The 18,874-nt window shown below is 37.4% G+C and carries 20 protein-coding genes; 16 read left to right on the forward strand and 4 right to left on the reverse strand.

All coding sequences use genetic code 11. From position 1 onward, the window contains the following. The first annotated feature begins 144 nt into the window (after positions 1-144). The 13 genes from H1A11_RS17785 to H1A11_RS17845 all read left to right on the forward strand — a co-directional run bounded on the left by H1A11_RS17785 (position 145) and on the right by H1A11_RS17845 (position 12,098). Positions 145-1,479, forward strand: coding sequence for a lipopolysaccharide biosynthesis protein (locus H1A11_RS17785; RefSeq protein WP_181757544.1), 1,335 nt, complete (start codon positions 145-147; stop codon positions 1,477-1,479). After that, on the forward strand, positions 1,479-2,657 hold the full coding sequence (locus H1A11_RS17790; protein ID WP_255461481.1) for an EpsG family protein: 1,179 nt from the start codon (positions 1,479-1,481) through the stop codon (positions 2,655-2,657). Before H1A11_RS17785 ends, H1A11_RS17790 begins: the two co-directional genes overlap by 1 nt. Before the next feature lie 21 nt (positions 2,658-2,678). After that, positions 2,679-3,542 carry a glycosyltransferase family 2 protein gene (locus H1A11_RS17795; RefSeq protein ID WP_181757546.1) on the forward strand — a complete coding sequence of 288 codons (864 nt, stop codon included), beginning with the start codon at positions 2,679-2,681 and terminating at the stop codon, positions 3,540-3,542. Between the two features lie 42 nt (positions 3,543-3,584). Beyond that, positions 3,585-4,319 carry a glycosyltransferase gene (locus H1A11_RS17800; protein ID WP_181757547.1) on the forward strand — a complete coding sequence of 245 codons (735 nt, stop codon included), beginning with the start codon at positions 3,585-3,587 and terminating at the stop codon, positions 4,317-4,319. Then, on the forward strand, positions 4,316-5,422 hold the full coding sequence (gene glf / locus H1A11_RS17805; protein WP_181757548.1) for a UDP-galactopyranose mutase: 1,107 nt from the start codon (positions 4,316-4,318) through the stop codon (positions 5,420-5,422). The genes H1A11_RS17800 and glf overlap by 4 nt, the downstream gene beginning before the upstream one ends. Positions 5,423-5,454: 32 nt before the next feature. After that, on the forward strand, positions 5,455-6,225 hold the full coding sequence (locus H1A11_RS17810) for a glycosyltransferase family 2 protein (RefSeq protein WP_181757549.1): 771 nt from the start codon (positions 5,455-5,457) through the stop codon (positions 6,223-6,225). A gap of 8 nt (positions 6,226-6,233) precedes the next feature. Further along, positions 6,234-6,464, forward strand: a complete 231-nt coding sequence (locus H1A11_RS17815) for an acyl carrier protein (RefSeq protein ID WP_181757550.1) — start codon at positions 6,234-6,236, stop codon at positions 6,462-6,464. A gap of 2 nt (positions 6,465-6,466) precedes the next feature. Beyond that, positions 6,467-7,525: a 3-oxoacyl-ACP synthase III family protein gene (locus tag H1A11_RS17820; RefSeq protein ID WP_181757551.1), complete on the forward strand. Its 1,059-nt coding sequence runs from the start codon at positions 6,467-6,469 to the stop codon at positions 7,523-7,525. A 2-nt stretch (positions 7,526-7,527) separates the two neighbouring features. Continuing rightward, positions 7,528-8,289: an SDR family NAD(P)-dependent oxidoreductase gene (locus tag H1A11_RS17825; protein WP_181757552.1), complete on the forward strand. Its 762-nt coding sequence runs from the start codon at positions 7,528-7,530 to the stop codon at positions 8,287-8,289. Positions 8,290-8,310: 21 nt separating this feature from the next. Further along, a complete protein-coding gene (locus tag H1A11_RS17830) occupies positions 8,311-9,267 on the forward strand; it encodes a GNAT family N-acetyltransferase (protein ID WP_181757553.1) in 957 nt (318 codons plus the stop codon). Positions 9,268-9,272: 5 nt separating this feature from the next. Beyond that, positions 9,273-10,127, forward strand: a complete 855-nt coding sequence (locus H1A11_RS17835) for a polysaccharide deacetylase family protein (RefSeq protein WP_181757554.1) — start codon at positions 9,273-9,275, stop codon at positions 10,125-10,127. 7 nt (positions 10,128-10,134) lie between these two features. Continuing rightward, positions 10,135-11,085, forward strand: coding sequence for an NAD-dependent epimerase/dehydratase family protein (locus H1A11_RS17840; protein ID WP_181757555.1), 951 nt, complete (start codon positions 10,135-10,137; stop codon positions 11,083-11,085). 65 nt (positions 11,086-11,150) lie between these two features. Further along, entirely contained in the window at positions 11,151-12,098 is a 948-nt protein-coding gene (locus tag H1A11_RS17845) for a glycosyltransferase family 4 protein (RefSeq protein ID WP_181757556.1), read from the forward strand. Between the two features lie 98 nt (positions 12,099-12,196). On the opposite strand, the gene H1A11_RS17850 is transcribed toward H1A11_RS17845, so the two are convergent. Beyond that, complete coding sequence (locus H1A11_RS17850) at positions 12,197-12,658, reverse strand: hypothetical protein (RefSeq protein WP_255461482.1); 462 nt, start codon at positions 12,656-12,658, stop codon at positions 12,197-12,199. Positions 12,659-12,844: 186 nt separating this feature from the next. On the opposite strand from H1A11_RS17850, the gene H1A11_RS17855 reads away from it, so the two are divergent. Beyond that, positions 12,845-13,984: an IS481 family transposase gene (locus H1A11_RS17855; RefSeq protein WP_094582489.1), complete on the forward strand. Its 1,140-nt coding sequence runs from the start codon at positions 12,845-12,847 to the stop codon at positions 13,982-13,984. Between the two features lie 30 nt (positions 13,985-14,014). On the opposite strand, the gene H1A11_RS17860 is transcribed toward H1A11_RS17855, so the two are convergent. After that, entirely contained in the window at positions 14,015-16,303 is a 2,289-nt protein-coding gene (locus tag H1A11_RS17860; protein ID WP_181757557.1) for a BT4734/BF3469 family protein, read from the reverse strand. A 593-nt stretch (positions 16,304-16,896) separates the two neighbouring features. On the opposite strand from H1A11_RS17860, the gene H1A11_RS17865 reads away from it, so the two are divergent. Together H1A11_RS17865 and H1A11_RS17870 are read left to right on the forward strand one after the other, a co-directional pair. Further along, the gene (locus H1A11_RS17865) at positions 16,897-17,151 is read left to right on the forward strand and encodes a hypothetical protein (RefSeq protein WP_181758111.1); all 255 of its coding nucleotides are present in this window, start codon (positions 16,897-16,899) and stop codon (positions 17,149-17,151) included. Between the two features lie 155 nt (positions 17,152-17,306). Next, positions 17,307-17,675: a hypothetical protein gene (locus tag H1A11_RS17870; protein ID WP_181757558.1), complete on the forward strand. Its 369-nt coding sequence runs from the start codon at positions 17,307-17,309 to the stop codon at positions 17,673-17,675. Between the two features lie 196 nt (positions 17,676-17,871). Here the strand turns inward: H1A11_RS17870 and H1A11_RS17875 are convergent, their stop codons facing one another. Both H1A11_RS17875 and H1A11_RS17880 read right to left on the reverse strand, forming a co-directional pair. Beyond that, the gene (locus H1A11_RS17875; RefSeq protein ID WP_181757559.1) at positions 17,872-18,105 is read right to left on the reverse strand and encodes a hypothetical protein; all 234 of its coding nucleotides are present in this window, start codon (positions 18,103-18,105) and stop codon (positions 17,872-17,874) included. Next, positions 18,095-18,796, reverse strand: a complete 702-nt coding sequence (locus H1A11_RS17880; RefSeq protein ID WP_181757560.1) for a recombinase family protein — start codon at positions 18,794-18,796, stop codon at positions 18,095-18,097. The genes H1A11_RS17875 and H1A11_RS17880 overlap by 11 nt, the downstream gene beginning before the upstream one ends. Between the last annotated feature and the right edge of the window lie 78 nt (positions 18,797-18,874).

Here is an 18,874-nt window from a genome sequence, read left to right on the forward strand (position 1 = left end):
TTTTATGTTGTAATCTTTCATTTACACTTTTGTACCTCCTTGTCCAAAGTAAATTGGCATGTGTACTAAAAGGTGCTAAGTGATAAAGTAATATTTTAAGTGTGACGCTCTGAATTGGTTTAATAGATATTGAGAACTAGAGATTTGAAAAATATATTTTCCGGAGATAGACGTACTGTAAGGGTGAAACAGAATGTTGTGGCTTCTATCCTTCTCAAAGGCGTTGATGTTGTTATTTATCTGTTGTTGGTTCCTTTGACATTAGGCTATTTGAATAGTTATGAATATGGTATTTGGCTAACATTAAATTCTGTTCTACTGTGGATAAATTCATTTGATATAGGTTTAGGAAATGGTTTAAGAAATAAGTTGGCGATTGCAATGGCACGTGGAAATAAAGCATTGGGGCGTGCTTATGTGAGTACGACATTTTATGCATTAATCATTATTGTTTCTTTGCTGTTATCTGTATTTTATATCTTCAATTCATTCATAGATTGGTATTCATTGTTGAATGTAGATAGACAATTGGTTACTCATTTAAGTGATATCGTGCTTGTGTCATTTGTTTGCTTCTGTTTGAATTTTGTATTCAAATTTGTAGGAAACATATATTTGGCACTTCAATTACCGGCAGTCACTAATTTATTAAACCTGCTGGGACACGGACTCGCATTAATAATTATTATTATTTTAACGCATTTGATGGAGGGTAATCTTTTTTATGTTGCCATAGCATATTCCATTTCTCCTGTAATTGTTTATGTATTAGCCTATCCAATTACTTTTGTTTTCTTTTATCGTTATTTGTCGCCATCGATAAAAAATGTGAGATTAACTTATTTGAAAGAAGTGATGGGAATAGGTATTCAATTTTTCTTTTTGCAAATAGCGGGTATCATTCTGTTTGCTTCGTCAAATATTATAATTTCAAATATATTGGGACCAGAAGAAGTGACCCCATATAATATAGCATATCGGTATTTTAGTGTAGTTCCCCTCGGTTTCAATGTTCTAATAACTCCAATGTGGTCTGCTGTAACAGAAGCGTATACAAAGGGCGATATGGAGTGGATAAGAAAGAGTATGTTGCGTATTCGAAAAATGTTGTTTTATACAGCGATTCTCATTTTAATAATGATTCTATGTTCTCATTTTGTATATAATATTTGGATTGGCAACGAAGTACTTATCCCATGGGGGATGACTATTATAATGGGAGTTTACTCATATATTATAGTTTGGAGTTTGAGTTATTCCAGCTTTCTTAATGGCATTGGTATTTTACGGATGCAGATCATAAATATAGTTATTGTAGCCGTTGCTTTTTTTCCAATGGCCTTGTTTTTGATCGACTTATTTGGAGTATTGGGAATAGCACTGACTATGTGTTTGACTAATATTTCAGGTGCTATATTAAATACTATTCAAATTCGAAAGATTCTATCTTTGAATGTGAGGGGAATATGGTGTAAATAATGATATATTTGTTTGTTGTAGTATTTTCATTCTTCTTAGTCCTATTGGATTCTATTAACAGAAAAAGTAAAACTATTTGTATTGCAAATTTCTATTGCTTATTTCTGTTGTTCTTACTGCTGGTTTGTGTAACAGGATTTAGATATCGTGTTGGAATTGACACACTTAATTACATGGAGAATTATTCACAAGTTCCTTCGCTTGCCGATTTTTCATGGGAGTATTTTTTCGAAGGGGACTATGAATTTTTATATGTTTTATTGGTTAATATATCGCGTGTTTTTTCTGATAGTTTTTTTTCTTTTCAGTTTTTACAAGTAGCAATAGTTAACACGGTAATATTTCGTTTTGCAATTAAATATTCTGCCAATGTATATATATATATATTCCTTTATATAATGATGGGGTATTTGTATTTTAATACAGAAATATTGAGAGAGTCAATAGCTATTTGCTGTTTTATTCTTTCTTGGGAATATTTGCAGAATGGTGATTACAAGAAATATTATGCATGGGTTGTGATAGCTTTGTTAGGACATTATTCTGCTTCCTTTTGCTTATTCTTGCCTTGCATTAAGAAGATGAAATTGAGAATCAATTTCTTATTTGTTCTTTTGGGAGTATTATTAATTTCCATATTAGGAGTTGGGTTATTGGTGAATAATATTGATTTACTGGCGTCTATTTTACCTAAAAATCTTTTAGGAAAGATATATGCATATTTTGTAAATGACTATAACCGATTGGGGCCAATGGGAATATTGTTTGGGCTGATATTTAATGTATGTACCCCTTTAATGCTAATTTATTTGAGTAACAAGAAAAATGTTGTCCGAAATAAAGAAATAGAAGCGTTTATATGTTTATATGTGATAGTGTCTATATTGGGAATTTTCTTTATAATATTCTCTCGTTTTAACAATTATTTGCTTCCAATATATATACTATATCTATGCAACTTTATAAGCGAAAGAAGAGAGCGTTTCAAAAAACAATCCATTTTTAATATGGTATTTACAGGATGGATTTTATTAGCTTTCATATATCCTTATCTGAAGTCTACAGAAGATGTTGCTTCGGGGACTCATTTCTATAATAGGTGGGTACCTTATCATTCAGTATTTGACCCTCTTCAAGTTCCAGAGCGAGAAAGATTATGGAGGAATTGGGATTTTTGATAATTTACTAAGAGTATAATAATGGGAAATTTTGTAATAGGGAGTGTCGTTGTTTTGTTTTATCCAAATGAAAATGGCCTGAGGAATTTATTGCAGATATTGATGAATTCCGAAAATACGATTTCTATAGTAGTGGATAATACTCCTGAAGGGTATGGATTGAATTTAGATAAAATAAAGAATATGATTTATATTCCTTTAGGAAGGAACGAAGGCATTGCCAAAGCTCAAAATATTGGTATAAAGAAAGCTGCTTCCTTAGGCTGTAAATATGTCTGTTTCTTTGACCAGGATAGTATGATTTCCAATAATTATGTGAATAATTTACTTCTCGGATATAAAGAGACTTTGAATTTTGTTGATTTCAATATTTCTACGATAGGACCACGTATTTTTGATAAGTCAAATGGAAGAGAATACAAATCTCATACTCATAGAAGAAAAGAGATGGGAATATTTATCTTTCAAAGACAAATCATAAGTTCAGGTTCATTAATTCCGATAGCTGTAATCAATGAAGTGGGATTAATGGATGAAAGTCTTTTTATTGATTATGTTGACCATGAATGGTGTTGGAGGGCTGCTGCAAAAGGATATCAATGTGGGCTGTTAAAGAATTTGTATATGGAGCATAAGATTGGTTACTCACTCAATGTAGGTGGATATTCTATTAATGTATCGGCTCCAACTCGCTATTATTATCAATATCGTAATTATTTTTATCTGCTAAGAAGAAAATATGTTCCAATTCGTTGGAAATTCTTCCATGGAGTAAAGCTTTTGCTAATACTTATTTTTATTCCTTTCTTTTTATCAGGGAAAAAGACTGTTTGGGAAAATATATTCAGAGGAATAAAAGATGGGATTAAAGATAGAAGAATATGAATAAATGTCATTTATTTTTTCTTATTTAAATAGTCAGTTACTATGATTTCTGTTTGTTTGGCATCCTATAATGGGGAGAGTTATATAAGAGAACAAATTGATAGTATATTATCCCAGTTATCAAGAGATGATGAGTTGATTATTTCTGATGATTCTTCATTAGACAATACAGTAGATATTGTAAAATCTTATAATGATGACCGTATAAAGTTAATATCTTTTGTTCGTGATAAGTCTATTTATAAGAAGAGTTCTCGTCTTATAACTACGAACTTTGAGAACGCGTTGATGTATGCAAAGGGAGAACATATATTTTTGTCTGATCAGGATGATATTTGGTTGCCAGGTAAAGTACAAATGTGTCTTGCTGCTTTAAAACAAGCTGATCTGGTTGTACATGATTGTATTGTAGTTAATTCAATTAAAGAAAGACTCTATGACTCTTATTTTGATTTGATAAAGATTCATGGCGGATTTTATTCAAACTTTTTAAAAATTAAATATTTAGGCTGTTGTATGGCTTTTAATCGTAATATTCTTGACGCTGTGTTACCGATGAAACCATATATTGCCCATGATACTTGGTTCTGTCTATTGTCTGAACTGCTGTTCAAAACAGCACGTTTGCCTCAACAGTTGGTATTGTACCGTCGTCATGAAAACAACATGAGTACAGCTACGGAAACGAGTTGTAATCCTTTATGGTTTAAAATCTACTATCGTATTCCTATTTTATTGGCTGTTTTTACTAGATATTTTAAATATAAGTTAGGATGAAAGATTATGATTATTTGCTTGTTGGAGCTGGACTTTTTGGTGCGGTGACGGCTCATGCACTTGTGAAATCGGGAAAAAAATGTTTGGTAATCGATAAGCGCTCTCACATTGGAGGTAACGTTTATACAGAGTCTATTCATGGTATTAATATCCATAAATATGGTGCCCATATCTTCCATACTAATAACAAGCAGGTATGGGACTTCGTAAATTCATTGGTTGAATTCAACCGTTATACCAATTCACCGGTAGCCAACTACAAGGGAAGACTTTATAATCTCCCTTTCAATATGAATACTTTCTATCAGATATGGGGCGTGACAACGCCAGTACAAGCAGCTGCTAAAATAGAGGAGCAACGGAAAGCATCGGGTATTGTGCAGCCGCGTAATCTGGAGGAGCAGGCCATCTCTTTGATAGGACAGGATATCTATAACATCCTTATTAAAGATTATACAGAAAAGCAATGGGGCAGAAAAGCTACGGAACTTCCTGCTTTCATCATCCGTCGTCTTCCGGTACGTTTCACCTTCGACAACAATTATTTCAATGACCGTTATCAAGGCATTCCCATAGGTGGATATACAAAATTGATGGAAAAGTTGTTGAATGAAGTAGAGGTGAGGCTCAATGCGGATTATTTTGACAATAAAGAATATTTTGATTCCATAGCGGATAAAATAATCTACACTGGAGAGATTGATCGCTATTTTAATTATTGTTTCGGACATTTGGAATACAGAACTGTTAGTTTTGAGACAGAATTGTTGGAAGGTATTTCTAATTATCAAGGCAATGCCGTTGTGAATTATACGGATGCTGATATTCCTTATACTCGCATCATAGAGCATAAACATTTTGAATTCGGTCAACAACCAGATACTGTGATTTCTAAAGAATATTCAAAAGAATGGAAAGTGGGAGATGAACCTTATTATCCTGTTAATGATGAGAGGAATAGCAAGTTATACACTCAATACAAGGATTTAGCCGGTAAACAGCAAAAAGTGATATTTGGAGGACGTTTGGCAGAATACAAGTATTATGACATGCATCAGGTGATAGAGAAAGCATTAGAGACTGCAAAGATGCTATTGAGATAGGTATAATAAATATGATAATGTATGAATAAACCATGGAAAAAGGATTAGTATCTATTATTACCCCGATGTATAAGGGGGCGAGTTTTATAGGCGAGACGATTGAGTCCGTCTTAAAACAAACGTATCAGAATTGGGAAATGATAATTGTTGATGATTGTTCTCCAGATGGAGGAGCTAGCATTAATGTGGTTAAACAGTATAAGGATTCTCGTATAAAATTAATTGAGAGTAAAATAAACAAGGGCTCTTCCGGAGCAAGAAATATAGCAATAGAGCATGCTGTGGGACAATATATCGCATTTTTGGACTCTGATGATATGTGGCCCGAAAAATACCTTGAGTCACAAATCGCTTTTTTGGAGCGAAAAGAAGTTGTCATTGCTTATGGGAGTGTACAACGAATAGATGAAAATACAAAAAAGAAAATCAGTTCACCTTTTCCTCGTCCTAAAAGAGTTAATTATAACGATGTGTTGAAAGTTTGTCCTATATGTCCATCGGCTACGGTGTATGATGTGTCAAAGTGTAAGAAGTATTTTTTTAATGAAGCATTGGGGAGTATGCGTGATGATTATGTTTATTGGCTTGAGATGCTGAAAGAGATACCTTACGCGCATTATAATCCGGAAGTCTCAATTCTGTATAGAGTCCGTCAAGCAGCTGTCACTGCCAATAAGAAAAAGATTGTCTTATCGCATTGGAAAGTTCTTCGTGATGTGCAACACATTTCTTTTCTAAAAAGTATTTACTGTGTTTTCTGTTGGGGGATGAATGGTCTTATTAAGTTTAAACTTTATAAATAATTAGAATTATGGATATGCAAGATTTTATAGAAAAATTTGCTGAAGCAATTGAAATGGAATCAGTAAATGATTTGAAAGAGGATACAAAATTCAGGGAGCTGGATGAGTGGAATTCATTGGCAGTTCTTTCTGTCATAGCTATGCTGGATGAAGAATATGATATTCAGATAGAAAATGCCGATTTTAAGAAATTGGAAATGATAGGTGATATAGCTCAATTTATTGAAAATCAGAGATAATTATGGCATTATTAGAATATGATGGAGTGGGAATTTCCGCACTGTCAGCAGCGGTACCCCATACCGTTATTAATAATTATAAATATACTCAGTATTTTCCGGAAGAGCAAGTGAAAGAAGTCGTTGATAAAGTAGGCATTTATGAACGTCGGTTCGCAGATGAAAAAACGTGCTCTTCTGATTTATGTTTTGCTGCTGCTGAAAGACTGATAGCGGATAATAATATCAGTCGTGAAGAAATAGATTTGCTGGTATTTCTGTCACAGACACCTGACTATAGAATGCCTGCCACGTCTATACTATTGCAAGAGCGATTGGGCTTGTCTCACTCTACTATTGCTTTTGATATAACGTTAGGATGCTCGGGCTTTATATATGGATTGAGTGTTGTCTATGCTCTAATGCAGCAGAAGGGGCTCCGAAAGGCCCTGCTTTTGGATGGTGAGACTCGCTCGAAAGTGTATTCTCCTAAAGATAGACGTTCTGCTTTCCTGTTTGGTGACGGTGGTGTCGCCGCTTTAATTGAACGGGATGAAAAATTCGGTAAAAGTTATTTTTCATTGAATTCGGACGGCAGCCGCGGAGATTTGATTATGATTAAGGGGGGAGGGTACCGTCATCCAAGTTCTATTGAAACACTGAAGGAAAGAGTGGTAGATGAATATGGTAATATTCGTAATGATGAACAGGGATATATGCAGGGGGCAGATGTTTTTAATTTTGTAATTCGCGAAATACCTAAGGATATTAAAAAAGTTCTTGAATACACAGGGCTTAAGGCAGCTTCTTTGGATTACTATATATTTCATCAGGCCAATAACTTTATTAATTCTTATCTCGCTAAAAAGTTAAAGCTAGACATTTCAAAAATCCCTTCAACAATATCTAAGTATGGTAACACTTCTTCTGTGAGTGTCCCTTTGACTATTGTGAGTGAATTACAAGGACAGTTTAATACTCCCAAGAAATTACTCCTAAGTGCATTTGGCGTTGGCATGACATGGGCTACAGGGGTAATCACATTAGATGGTTGTAAAATCAGTGATATAACAGAAATCTAATTATGTATAATCCGTTTTCATTATCTGGAAAGACGATAATTATTACTGGTGCTTCATCCGGTATTGGTCGGCAGTGTTCGATAGATTGTAGCAAAATGGGAGCTACAGTGGTTCTTATTGCTCGCAATGAAGATCGGCTGAAAGAAACGATAGGAAAAATGGAACGCCCTGAGGAACATTTTTATTATTCGTTTGACTTGGCTCAACCGGAGAAGATAATGGAACTAATGGAGGGCATTGTCATCAGTCATGGCAGGATAGATGGATTTGTTCATGCTGCAGGGATAGAGAAAACGCTCCCTATTAGGTTTCTGTCTACGGAAGATTACGAAACTGTGTTTCGTGTAAACGCTTTAAGTGCCTTTGAGTTTATTCACTGTTTCAGTAATAAGAAATTCTTTAATAATAATGGGCATATAGTCTTGATATCTTCTATCACTTCTATAATTGGACGTGGAGGGGTAGCTGCTTATGCAGCTTCAAAAGGGGCTATGAACAGTGCTGTTCGCTCTATGGCGCTGGAGCTTGCCAGAAAAGGTATTTGCATTAATTGTATCTCGCCGGGTACGATTCTTACCCCTATGATGCAGGACTTCCTATCAACTCTTTCAGAGGAAGAGTACAAGAAGCGTATTGGCGGTTTTCCATTGGGATTAGGTGAAGTAACTGACGTCTCGCAACTTTGCCTCTTTCTCCTTTCAAATGCATCGCGTTGGATCACAGGACAGAATATAGTGATAGACGGAGGGTACACTTCTCAATAATTGATTAAGCTCGGTATTAGTATGGAAATATTAGTAAAGAAGACTTTTGAGTTACAGGATGAAGAGATTGTGGCAATTTACGCTCTTTTTGATGAGGTGTTCGGACAGAAACGGGATGTAGCTACATTCCGTGAGAATTATTCGAATACCCCTTTGGGATATTCCTATCACAGTATATTGCTGAGTGATGACGGTGAAACGATAGGATTTCATTCGTGTATGCCTTTCTATTATAGAAAGAATGGTGAGCAATTTATGGCGGCTTTGGGGATTGACTCTATGGTAAAGAAGGAACATCGTGATTTCTTCAATTTTCATGATATGATTGTACAATGTCAGAAACGTTTAAAAGAAGATGGATGTGTTTTGCGGATTGGATTTCCTAATGATAATTCCTATCCGGTTCTGAAAAAAGGGCTAAAGCATCACGATATCGGCAGACTTACTACGTATTGCATGATTCGCAATATAAGTGCCGTAAAGCATGGCCTATCTGGATTGAATTTTCTGAGCCGTGGCTTGTCAAGGTTACAGTATTTGTGCTCTTTTCTGTCTGTTGGCAATAAGCCGTATAATTTTAAGTATCATAAAGATAGGCTGACTTTTGATAAGGTCCGTTATAAATGGTTTGGTGGACATTATAAAAGGGTAAGCGTGAAAGATTTGACTTTTGTCTACAAAATAGAACTTTATAATGGGGTGGAAGCGGCTTTTCTGCTGGATGTTTACCCATTGTCAAAGTCTGCTTTTGAATCTGCTGTAAGATATATCTATCGTAAGGAACGGAAGAAGGTGGATGTAATTATCTATGTAGGTGCATTACCTTTCACTCCGATAGGTCTAATAACTGTTCCTCATCGTTATGAACCCAAACATTTCAATTTCACTTGTAAGCCTTTAGTAAAAGATTATTTTGATAATTCGCTGTACGATATCCGTAATTGGGAAGTGAATTTGTCATCTTATGATTTACTGTAGTTTTAATGAATATACTGAGCTTCGACATTGAAGACTGGTATAATTGCGACTTTATCTCAGGCGACTTTGACTGGGATAAGCATGAAGTGCGCATATACCAAGGTGTAGACCGTATTCTCGAGGAATTGGAGAAACGGCATCAGAAAGGTACTTTTTTCTGCCTTGGCTGGATTGCGGAAAGACATCCGGACGTGATTCGTTCTATTCAAAAGCAAGGTCATCATATAGGTTGTCACTCCTATCAGCATGAGTTGTCTTTCCGTTTTGATGAGGAGGCATTTAAAGCAGATACATCAAAAGCAAAACACTTGATAGAGGACATAACGGGAGAGGAGGTGAATGCTTTTCGTGCTCCGGGTTTTTCTATTACCAAGAATAATGTTTGGGCACTTCGTTATTTAGCTGAAATGGGATTCATATATGATTGCTCGATGTTTCCTGCTCCTCATGATTATGGTGGTATGCCGAGTTATGGAGAAGGTGTTCCGAAACGTATTGATACTGGCGATGGAAGGATTATCAAAGAGTTCCCTATAAATATCCAGCAGATAATGGGTAAGCATATTGTTTTTTCCGGTGGTGGTTTCTTCCGTTTATTTCCCTACTGGCTGATTAATCACTGGGGAAAACATAGTGATTATATGATGACTTATTTTCATCCAAGAGATTTTGATGTTGGCCAACCTGTTATGAAAAGTTTGCCTATTATGCGTCGTTTTAAAAGTTATGTTGGTATAAAAGGGGCGTTTGCTAAGTTTCAACGGCTATTAGATTACTATGAATTTTGTAATTTGGAGCAAGCAGACAAATTGATTAATTGGGATGATATTCCTATAATACAATTAGATGATTTAAAGTGAGAGGATTATGAATATATTAATCACAGGTATTCACGGTTTTGTGGGTTCTAATCTTGTTGTTGCTCTAAAGGAATGTCACAACCTTTATGGGCTGGATATAGTCGCTTCTGAAAAGGCGGGGGTGATAAAGACTTTTTCCTGGTTTCCGATGCGGAATCTTCCTGAATTCGATGCCATTATTCATCTGGCGGGTAAAGCCCATGATACGAAGAATCAGTCTGCAGCTCAAGTGTATTTTGATATCAATACGGGATTGACTCAAAAGATATTTGATTTCTTTCTGGAATCGTCTGCAAAGAAGTTTGTATTCTTCAGTTCGGTGAAAGCTGCTGCTGACAGTGTGTTTGGAGATATACTGACGGAGGACGTAATACCGGCTCCGGTAGGGCCTTATGGAGAAAGCAAGATAAGGGCAGAAGAATACATTCTCTCGAAATTAAAAAGGAGGGAAGAATTGAAGGTAGCTGATGGCAAGCAGGTGTACATCTTGCGTCCTTGTATGATTCATGGTCCCGGCAATAAAGGCAATCTGAATCTTCTTTATAATGTGGTGAGGAAAGGCATTCCCTGGCCTTTGGGGGCTTTTGAGAACAGAAGGTCTTTTACCTCGATAGACAATCTCTGCTACGTGGTGGAAGGGCTGTTGACCAAGGAGGTAGCGAGTGGTATCTACCACATGGGGGATGATGAAGCCTTGTCCACGAATGAGCTGATAGCTTTGATGTGTCGGACTTTGGAGCGTAAGCCATATATCTGGAAAATAAACAGAGGACTGATGGAGTTCTGTGCCCGTGTTGGGACTCTGTTCCATTTGCCTTTGAATGAAGAGCGTCTGCGTAAGTTAACTGAGAATTATGTGGTGAGTAATGCGAAGATAAAGGCTGCCCTTGGTATTGACAGAATGCCGGTGAGGGCAGAGGAGGGGATAGTGAGAACGATAAAATCGTTCTCAAATTAAAAGTTAAGAATTAAAAGTTAAGAATTAAAAATTGATAATTAAAAATTAAAGAGGAAAATACTGTTATGTATTATCTGTTAATATTGGTTCTGCTGTTTTTGGCAGAACTTTTTTATTTTAAGGTGGCTGATAGGTGCAATATCATCGACAAGCCCAATGAGCGGAGTTCCCATACGAAAGTGACTTTACGCGGTGGTGGGATTATTTTCTATTTCGGAGCGTTGGCCTATTTCCTGACGAGTGGCTTTGAATATCCTTGTTTCCTGCTTGCCTTGACACTGGTGACGTTCATCAGCTTCGTGGACGATATAAAATCCACCGGACAGATGACAAGGCTGCTTTTTCATTTCTCTGCCATGGCCTTGATGTTTTATCAGTGGGGACTGTTCTCCTTGTCCTGGTGGTGGATAGTCATAGCCTTGATAGTCTGTACGGGTATCATCAATGCCTACAACTTTATGGATGGCATTAACGGCATAACCGGCGGTTATTCTCTGGTTATTCTTGCTGCGTTGGCCTATATCAATAAGGAGGTGGTGACTTTTGTGGAAGCGGATTTCATCTATACCGTTATCTGTTCCGTTCTAGTCTTCTGTTTCTTCAATTTCCGCAAGCGTGCCAAATGCTTTGCCGGTGATGTGGGTTCGGTGAGCATTGCCTTTATCCTTCTTTTCCTGATAGGCAGGCTCATCATTGAAACGGAAGATTTCAGTTGGATAGTCCTTTTATCCGTTTATGGTGTGGATAGTGTACTGACTATCATTCACCGCCTGATGCTTCATGAGAATATCGGTTTGCCGCATCGCAAGCATCTGTATCAGATTATGGCGAATGAACTGAAGATTCCTCATGTAATGGTTTCTTCTATTTACATGGTAGTACAAGCAATCATAGTCGTAGGATATATAATGTATATGGATTATGGATATTGGTATCTGATAGGTACAGTTATTCTTCTTAGTCTTATATACATATGTTTCATGAAAAAGTTTTTTAGGCTACATCAATTTTAGTATTTTTCATCTCCAATCAAATCTGGAACAATCTTTCAAAGATTATTTGTTTGAGAATAAGATAAAAGGAGAGCTATACGGCATCTCCTTTCTAATTATTATTTCTTTCTTGATTTATATCTCCTACGTTCACATCCGAAAGTATTATGGGAGTAGGCGTATTCAATTATTTCAGTAATATCATAATCCGGAATAAGCTCTTCGATGAATGATTTGGCTCTGTCTTTTTCTACTCCTGCCTTACATAGAACTCCTGCATAGGACATCGCCGTATTGTTCCTTCCGTTAGCTATTGATTTTCCAGTCCAGATTGTTCCAAGAATACGGATTATACTATCATCAGAAACAACTTGTCTGCTCAGAGTATTCAGGAACTTGGCTACATAAGAATCATCCTCGGTTATCATTTCATTTCCGGCTTCATCTTTTATTACGGTTTCTGCAACAGTTTCTGGTATAATTGGTTCAGGGGTGGATGGAACAAAGTGGAAAGGTTGAGGTTTCGGATTTTTCCATAGGTTCGGATCATAACTCAGAAAATTACCTCTAGCCAAATCCACCGTACTCGTATCTTTTTCTGGGCAATCAAACAACTTCAAGAGCTGATTATACAAGTCATAATGGTAAAGCGGCTCATAGTTGTCATGGAGAATAACCGCTTTATAACCCTTACCTGAATTAGTCAAGACTTAATCTGACAGTTACGTATAAAAAGAATAAATTTGTAACAGAAAACAGATTAAGTTATGACAACATCAGAAAAGGTCATCAAGAACAAACTGGGATTGCTTGAACTCTCCCAACAGTTAGGAAACGTATCACGTGCTTGTAAGGTTATGGGCTACAGTCGTGACAGTTTTTATCGTTTCAAAGAGTTGTATGAACAAGGCGGTGAAGTCGCCTTGCAGGAGATTTCTCGCCGTAAGCCTGTCATAAAGAACCGTGTGGAAGAACACATCGAGCAGGCAGTCGTACAGATGGCGATAGACAATCCTGCATTGGGGCAAGTCCGTGTATCCAATGAGCTACGTAAGAAAGGTATTCTTATTTCGCCGGGCGGAGTGCGTTCCATTTGGCTACGGCACGATATGGAGACCTTCCAGAAACGCCTGAAAGCATTGTCAGCCAAAGTGGAACAAGAGGGCATTATCCTTGATGAGAACCAAGTGGCGGCATTGGAAAAAGCAAAAGAAGAAAAGCAGGCTCATGGAGAGATAGAAACTTATTATCCCGGTTTTCTACTTGCCCAAGACACTTATTATGTAGGATATATCAAAGGTGTGGGACACATTTATCAGCAGACCGTCATTGATACTTACTCCAAAATCGGATTTGCCAAGTTGTATGACAGAAAGAATGCGCTTGTTGCTGCCGATATGCTTAACGATAGGGTTATTCCTTTTTTCGAGCAGCATGACTTGAAACTGATGCGTATGCTAACAGATAGAGGAACAGAATACTGCGGAAACAGAGAAAATCATGAGTATGAATTGTATTTGGCTGTGGAAGACATTGATCATTCTAAGATTAAGGCGAAAAGCCCTCAGACAAACGGTATATGTGAGCGATTTAACAGAACCGTGCAGAATGAGTTCTATGCTATTGCATTCAGAAAGAAAATCTATACCTCTATCGAACAGCTGCAAGCAGACCTTGATATGTGGATGAACTCCTACAATACCCAAAGAACACACTCTGGAAAGTACTGTTTCGGGAAAACGCCCATGCAAACTTTTATCGAAGGAATCGCTGTGGCAAGAAAGTATCAACTGCAAAATCAGGAAATGATAAAACCGAATGAGCAGGATAAAATCTCATTCGGTTGTGAGGATGATGAAACTTGTGTAACTTCGCAACAAACATCTGACAGTTTTTTTGTCCGATAGTAAAACAAATGTCAGAACAAGTCTTGACTATTACACCTTACCGCTTGGAGTAACGTAATAGGCATAGACACATGAGAATCCTTGTAACCATTTTCCGAACTCATCCATCTTCTCCGGCTGAATATGGTCGAAATCCAGAGCGGTGAATGAAGAATAGTGAATCAAATCGCTTCTGTTCTTCGTCTTGAAAGTTCCGTTCCATGTTACAGCCGGAAGTTTCATCTTGGCTTTCTCTTTTTCTTCCTTGGTCTTGGCTTTCCTCACCGCATCAACTTTCCCGGCTACATGATAATAGCTGTCGGTCTTGATTATATCCAGTACCTTGTCTATCTCATATTCTTCAGGGTGATTGATATCTGTAATCCTGCCGAACAATGATATTTTTTTTCGGATATGGGATGCTATCTTTAATACAGCTACCTTTTTACCTTCCATTCGGTTGGTCCTGTCCTCACAAGTCAAGTAATCGGAAATATCAGAAGCACTTGGATTACCGGGAATATCGAGTTTGGAATATATGTTTTGAAGCAATTCCTTGACCTCCGCTTTCGTATAGTCCTTTCCAACCCTCAGCACTTTTATCAGTTCCTCCGCTATTTTATCTTTAGGAAGTCTATCAAAAGGAGCAGGTTCAATGGCTTGTCTGATATAGTCCTCTCTCCAATGCAATGCTTCAAATCCTTCCTTTCCGAGAGCATCATAATAGGTCTTGAATTTCTTCTCTATAAAGGTACATCCGTCCAACAAATCGGGGAGAGTTTCATGGAGTTCACAATACATTTTTGCTTTTCTGGAGAATTGATTGTTCTTGTTCCACTCGCTGAATAATTTCTGTATCTCAGGATTGTCACTGTCTGAGCTTCTTATAACATTTACACCGGAACTTAAAGCCCTGTACATGGAAAAGTCACTCCGATAAATCCGGTCTGAAACTTCCCAGGCTCTTCGTTCCGCTATTTCAAGGATTTCATTTTTGCCTATTCTTATGTTATTGTCCTTATCCTTCACGATACAGCAATAATGATCCTTATGCCCTTGTTGTCTGATTGTATTCTCCATTACCTCCAACTGTTCGTTCTTGTTGGGGACAGCTTCATAATTTTCGATTTGTCGGTTGGTCCTGTCGTTCTTCTCCCTGATTGATTTCTCCAGATCCTCTTTCGTTACCTTTGCTTCCCGTGTATTATAATATAAGGTGGCCGAGTTACGGAAAGGGTTCTCTTCCAGTCTCTGCCTTCCTATGATTTGTTGAAGATCCACAGAGACATCTATCGTCATGCTGCTTACTTTAGGATTGGCGAAAATATAGGAATAGGCATTGGTTGAATAGAAGTCGGCTCCTACATAGACGGTTGAGGTGCAGAAGGTAAACATCTTATGTGGCTCTCCCTTACCCGGAATCTCTTCTATCCTGAACTTCATTCCGGTCTGCCTTGATAATTCATCCAGTTTCTTTATATTGTCACTCTTGGAAGAACAGATGATAGTGGTCTCTTCCGGTTTCAATCCGGACTTCTTGATAATCTTCTTAATCTCGGAAACAGAATTGATATAGAAAACGACTTCCTTCGCTATAAACTTTTCGCCGTTTACCATCGTACTCCTGCCATTTCCTGAACGATATTTCTCTATCAGTCCCATACATAGTTCCAATACTGATTTTCTGGACTTTATTACCTCTACATCGGGTAACTTTGTCATATTCTCCGGCCAAAGTAATTCATAGACGGGCAGAGACTTGAACTGTTCCGTCATATCCAGATAAGATTCAAGAAAAGGAGTAGCGGAGAGATAGGTTACTTGGGTAAACCTTTGTAATACTTCCGACAATTCATACTCGGTCGTAGGTTTGAAATGGCAGTCGTAGAAGATAACCTGGAACTCATCAACCACGACGATCCATTCACTCAGATTCTCCCCTAAGCCAACCAATACTTCCACGATTTTCCCAAGCGAGTCATAGGTCGTAAGTATCTTGTTCCCTCCATGTTTGATATATTCAGCAAGATCACCATTAAAAGTCAGAATCTCTTTTTCACTACTTGCCTTACTTTCAAAATACTTCTTTTTGTCTCCCTGGAAACGGTAAAGGTGAAGGTTTCCGGAAGGATGCTGGGAATACTTGTTATACAGCAGATGTTTCCTTGGACCGGCCAGGATTACTTTTTTGTCGGAACGGATATACATTTCAGTGGCACCACAACCACAAATCCGTTTATTGAGGATGAAAGGCTGGTCATCGGGTAGTAAATTCTCTAGTTCATCCCAATCCGATAAATACTTGATACCGGACGGAACATCTAATTTTATTTTCTTCATTATTCTATAGGTTTTGATTAGTGGGTTGGTCAGAGACAGAAGCCTATATGAAATATGAATATAGTACATAACCCCGAAGGGATGGAATAATTTATCTACATAAATGCTTACTCTTTAAGCTTTTGTACATGATTTGCAACATTTTTTATTCCACCTTGTCTTTCAGTTATGTATTACATTCCACTTACGTTCCATGCTCTTGTCTCCGACTAACGCCTTAAATGTTAGTTCACCAAACAGAGAAAATAGAACTATCTTTAGATTTTCAACAGCTTGGTACAACATATTGAGGAATAGATATTTAGCATGGTATTCGAGAAATGAAAGTAGCGATTTGGCAACTGTCGAATTTCAACGATTTACGGTGCTATGCTGTTAAATAACTCATCTTGAAGTGAAGGTAATAATTTTTTTCATATGATAAATCAAGATAAAGAATTTATGTTTGCCTTTTTATTCTTCACTATTATAATATACAAAAATGCCACAACATTTATGAGAAGCTTATCATAAACGTTGCTCTATATGGATTTACAACGTCTCGAGCGAACCCGAAATTTACTACAACATGGCTCATTAAATTGATATTCATTATGAAAAGAACAAGTTACAGGAAAGATTTTCAGAGTTGGAAAGGTATGGTGGCTCTAAAATTACTCTGTTGCAATATAGTCGCAGGCCGTTTTGATTGGAAGAAGTACGCTGCTATGACAGAGGGCGGGTTGGCAATGAAATTATTCAAGGAGTGGTGTATAGTGTTTAATATTCTTACTTTTAGTTATATGTCTTTTCCTGATTTTTTGCAAATTCTTTGCAAAAACCAACCGCCATACAATAAATCTTCGTAACTTTAACCTCTGAAAACATAATGATAATCGCTTAGAATGTCAGTTGAATACTACAAACATATTGCTTTTATTATTATATTGCTGATTTTCAAATGAATAAATTTAATATTTATTACCGACTCACATTATATTTACAGAATTAGAAGCAACGGAATATGGCACAGACTTTTTATACCAAATGGCAATCTTCTGTCCTTGCAGACGCAGGAGCTTATGTTTCAGAGGAATACAGCAATTTTCAAACGGCATTGTTGCGTGAAATATCCAAATATGCAGAAGCCGTGGGTGCGGCGGTCGTATCCGAGAATAAGGGGCATTACTATACAAGTTGCTTTATTGAACGTAACGGTAAGTTCGTATACCTGAATCATTCCGCAGATATGCGGATGGATGCTGGGATAAAGATAGAACTCGGTTCGTTCCTGATACGGACTGCCCGGCACGCAAAGGATTATGTCGGCGGAAGCAATCAATATTGCGATATGCCGCAGTTACAGTCAATGATTGACAAACTGTTGTCGTAATGATAACATATAGCCCGTAGCGTAATGAAAACCGGTAGGGACTATAAGAATGTGGAGCGGTTTCACTCACTCGACTATGACACTTTTGTCTTCCAGTTATGTCATACATTCCACTTACGTTCCACGCTCTTGTCTCCGACCAAACCGAAGAAAAAAAAGAAACCAAGTATTACCCCGGTTTCTCTTCCTTATTTGGCTATAACAGATTGGGTTCTGCCTCTTCCCCGTTCTGATAGCAATGGATGTCCAGATTTTCTGTAACTATCCATTGGCAACTGTTAAGTCTGAATCCGTATCTCTCCTCGATGGTTGAGAGGAAATCTTCAAAGTCCTCATATTCCTCTGATTCTCTCAGTTCTTCGTCCGTCAGCTTTATGATATTCAGACAGCCGACAAAAAAGTCTAGAATCAATACATACTTAGGTTCCATAATTCCAATCCTCTTTTAAGTTATACCTTTTAATCAGTTTATATACAGTTGATTTGGAGAAGCAGCATCCTTGGGAAGTAACGAATCCCTCCCTGTTCAGAATATCCGCTATCTCCTTCAGGGTATGGTTCTCCTTGATTAATGTACGGAGCATTGCGACAGCTCTCGTATTATTAGGGTTATTGTCCGCTTTCCGCTTACAAGTCCTGATACTGTTTTGGATAGCCTGTTCATGTCTCTTCATCAAGTGTTCCGGATTGCCAAGTCTGAATCCTCTTGCTTTCTTGGCCTGCAATGATGCTTTCGTCCTGGCTGCTATCAATTCAGCTTCGTATTGAGATATTGCGGACAGGATATGCAGCATCATCTTGTTTGCTTGTGGGAAATCGCAAAATACTATATCCACATCACTTTCTAACAGGTTGGACAGAAATGAAACCGACCTTGCCAGTCTATCCAGTTTTGCTACAATCAACGTTGCTCCATCTTTTCTACATAGGGTCAACGCTTCCTTAAGTTTGGGTCTGTCCTTTTTCCGGCCCGATTCAATTTCGATATATTCAGCAACCGGAGTTTTTCCACAGAGGTATTTCTGTATTATCTCCCTCTGTGCGTCAAGTCCCAGTCCTGAGTATTCTTGTTTTTGTGTGCTTACCCGAAGATAAGCCACATATTGGTTTTCATTCTTCATCGTCTTTTTTTTAATAGTTTTAACAGTGGTTCCACAAGTTAGATGTTCGTCTAATCTATGGAACCATTCACGTTGGTT

This window comes from Bacteroides sp. CACC 737 (assembly GCF_013874375.1).
Lineage (GTDB): Bacteria > Bacteroidota > Bacteroidia > Bacteroidales > Bacteroidaceae > Bacteroides > Bacteroides uniformis.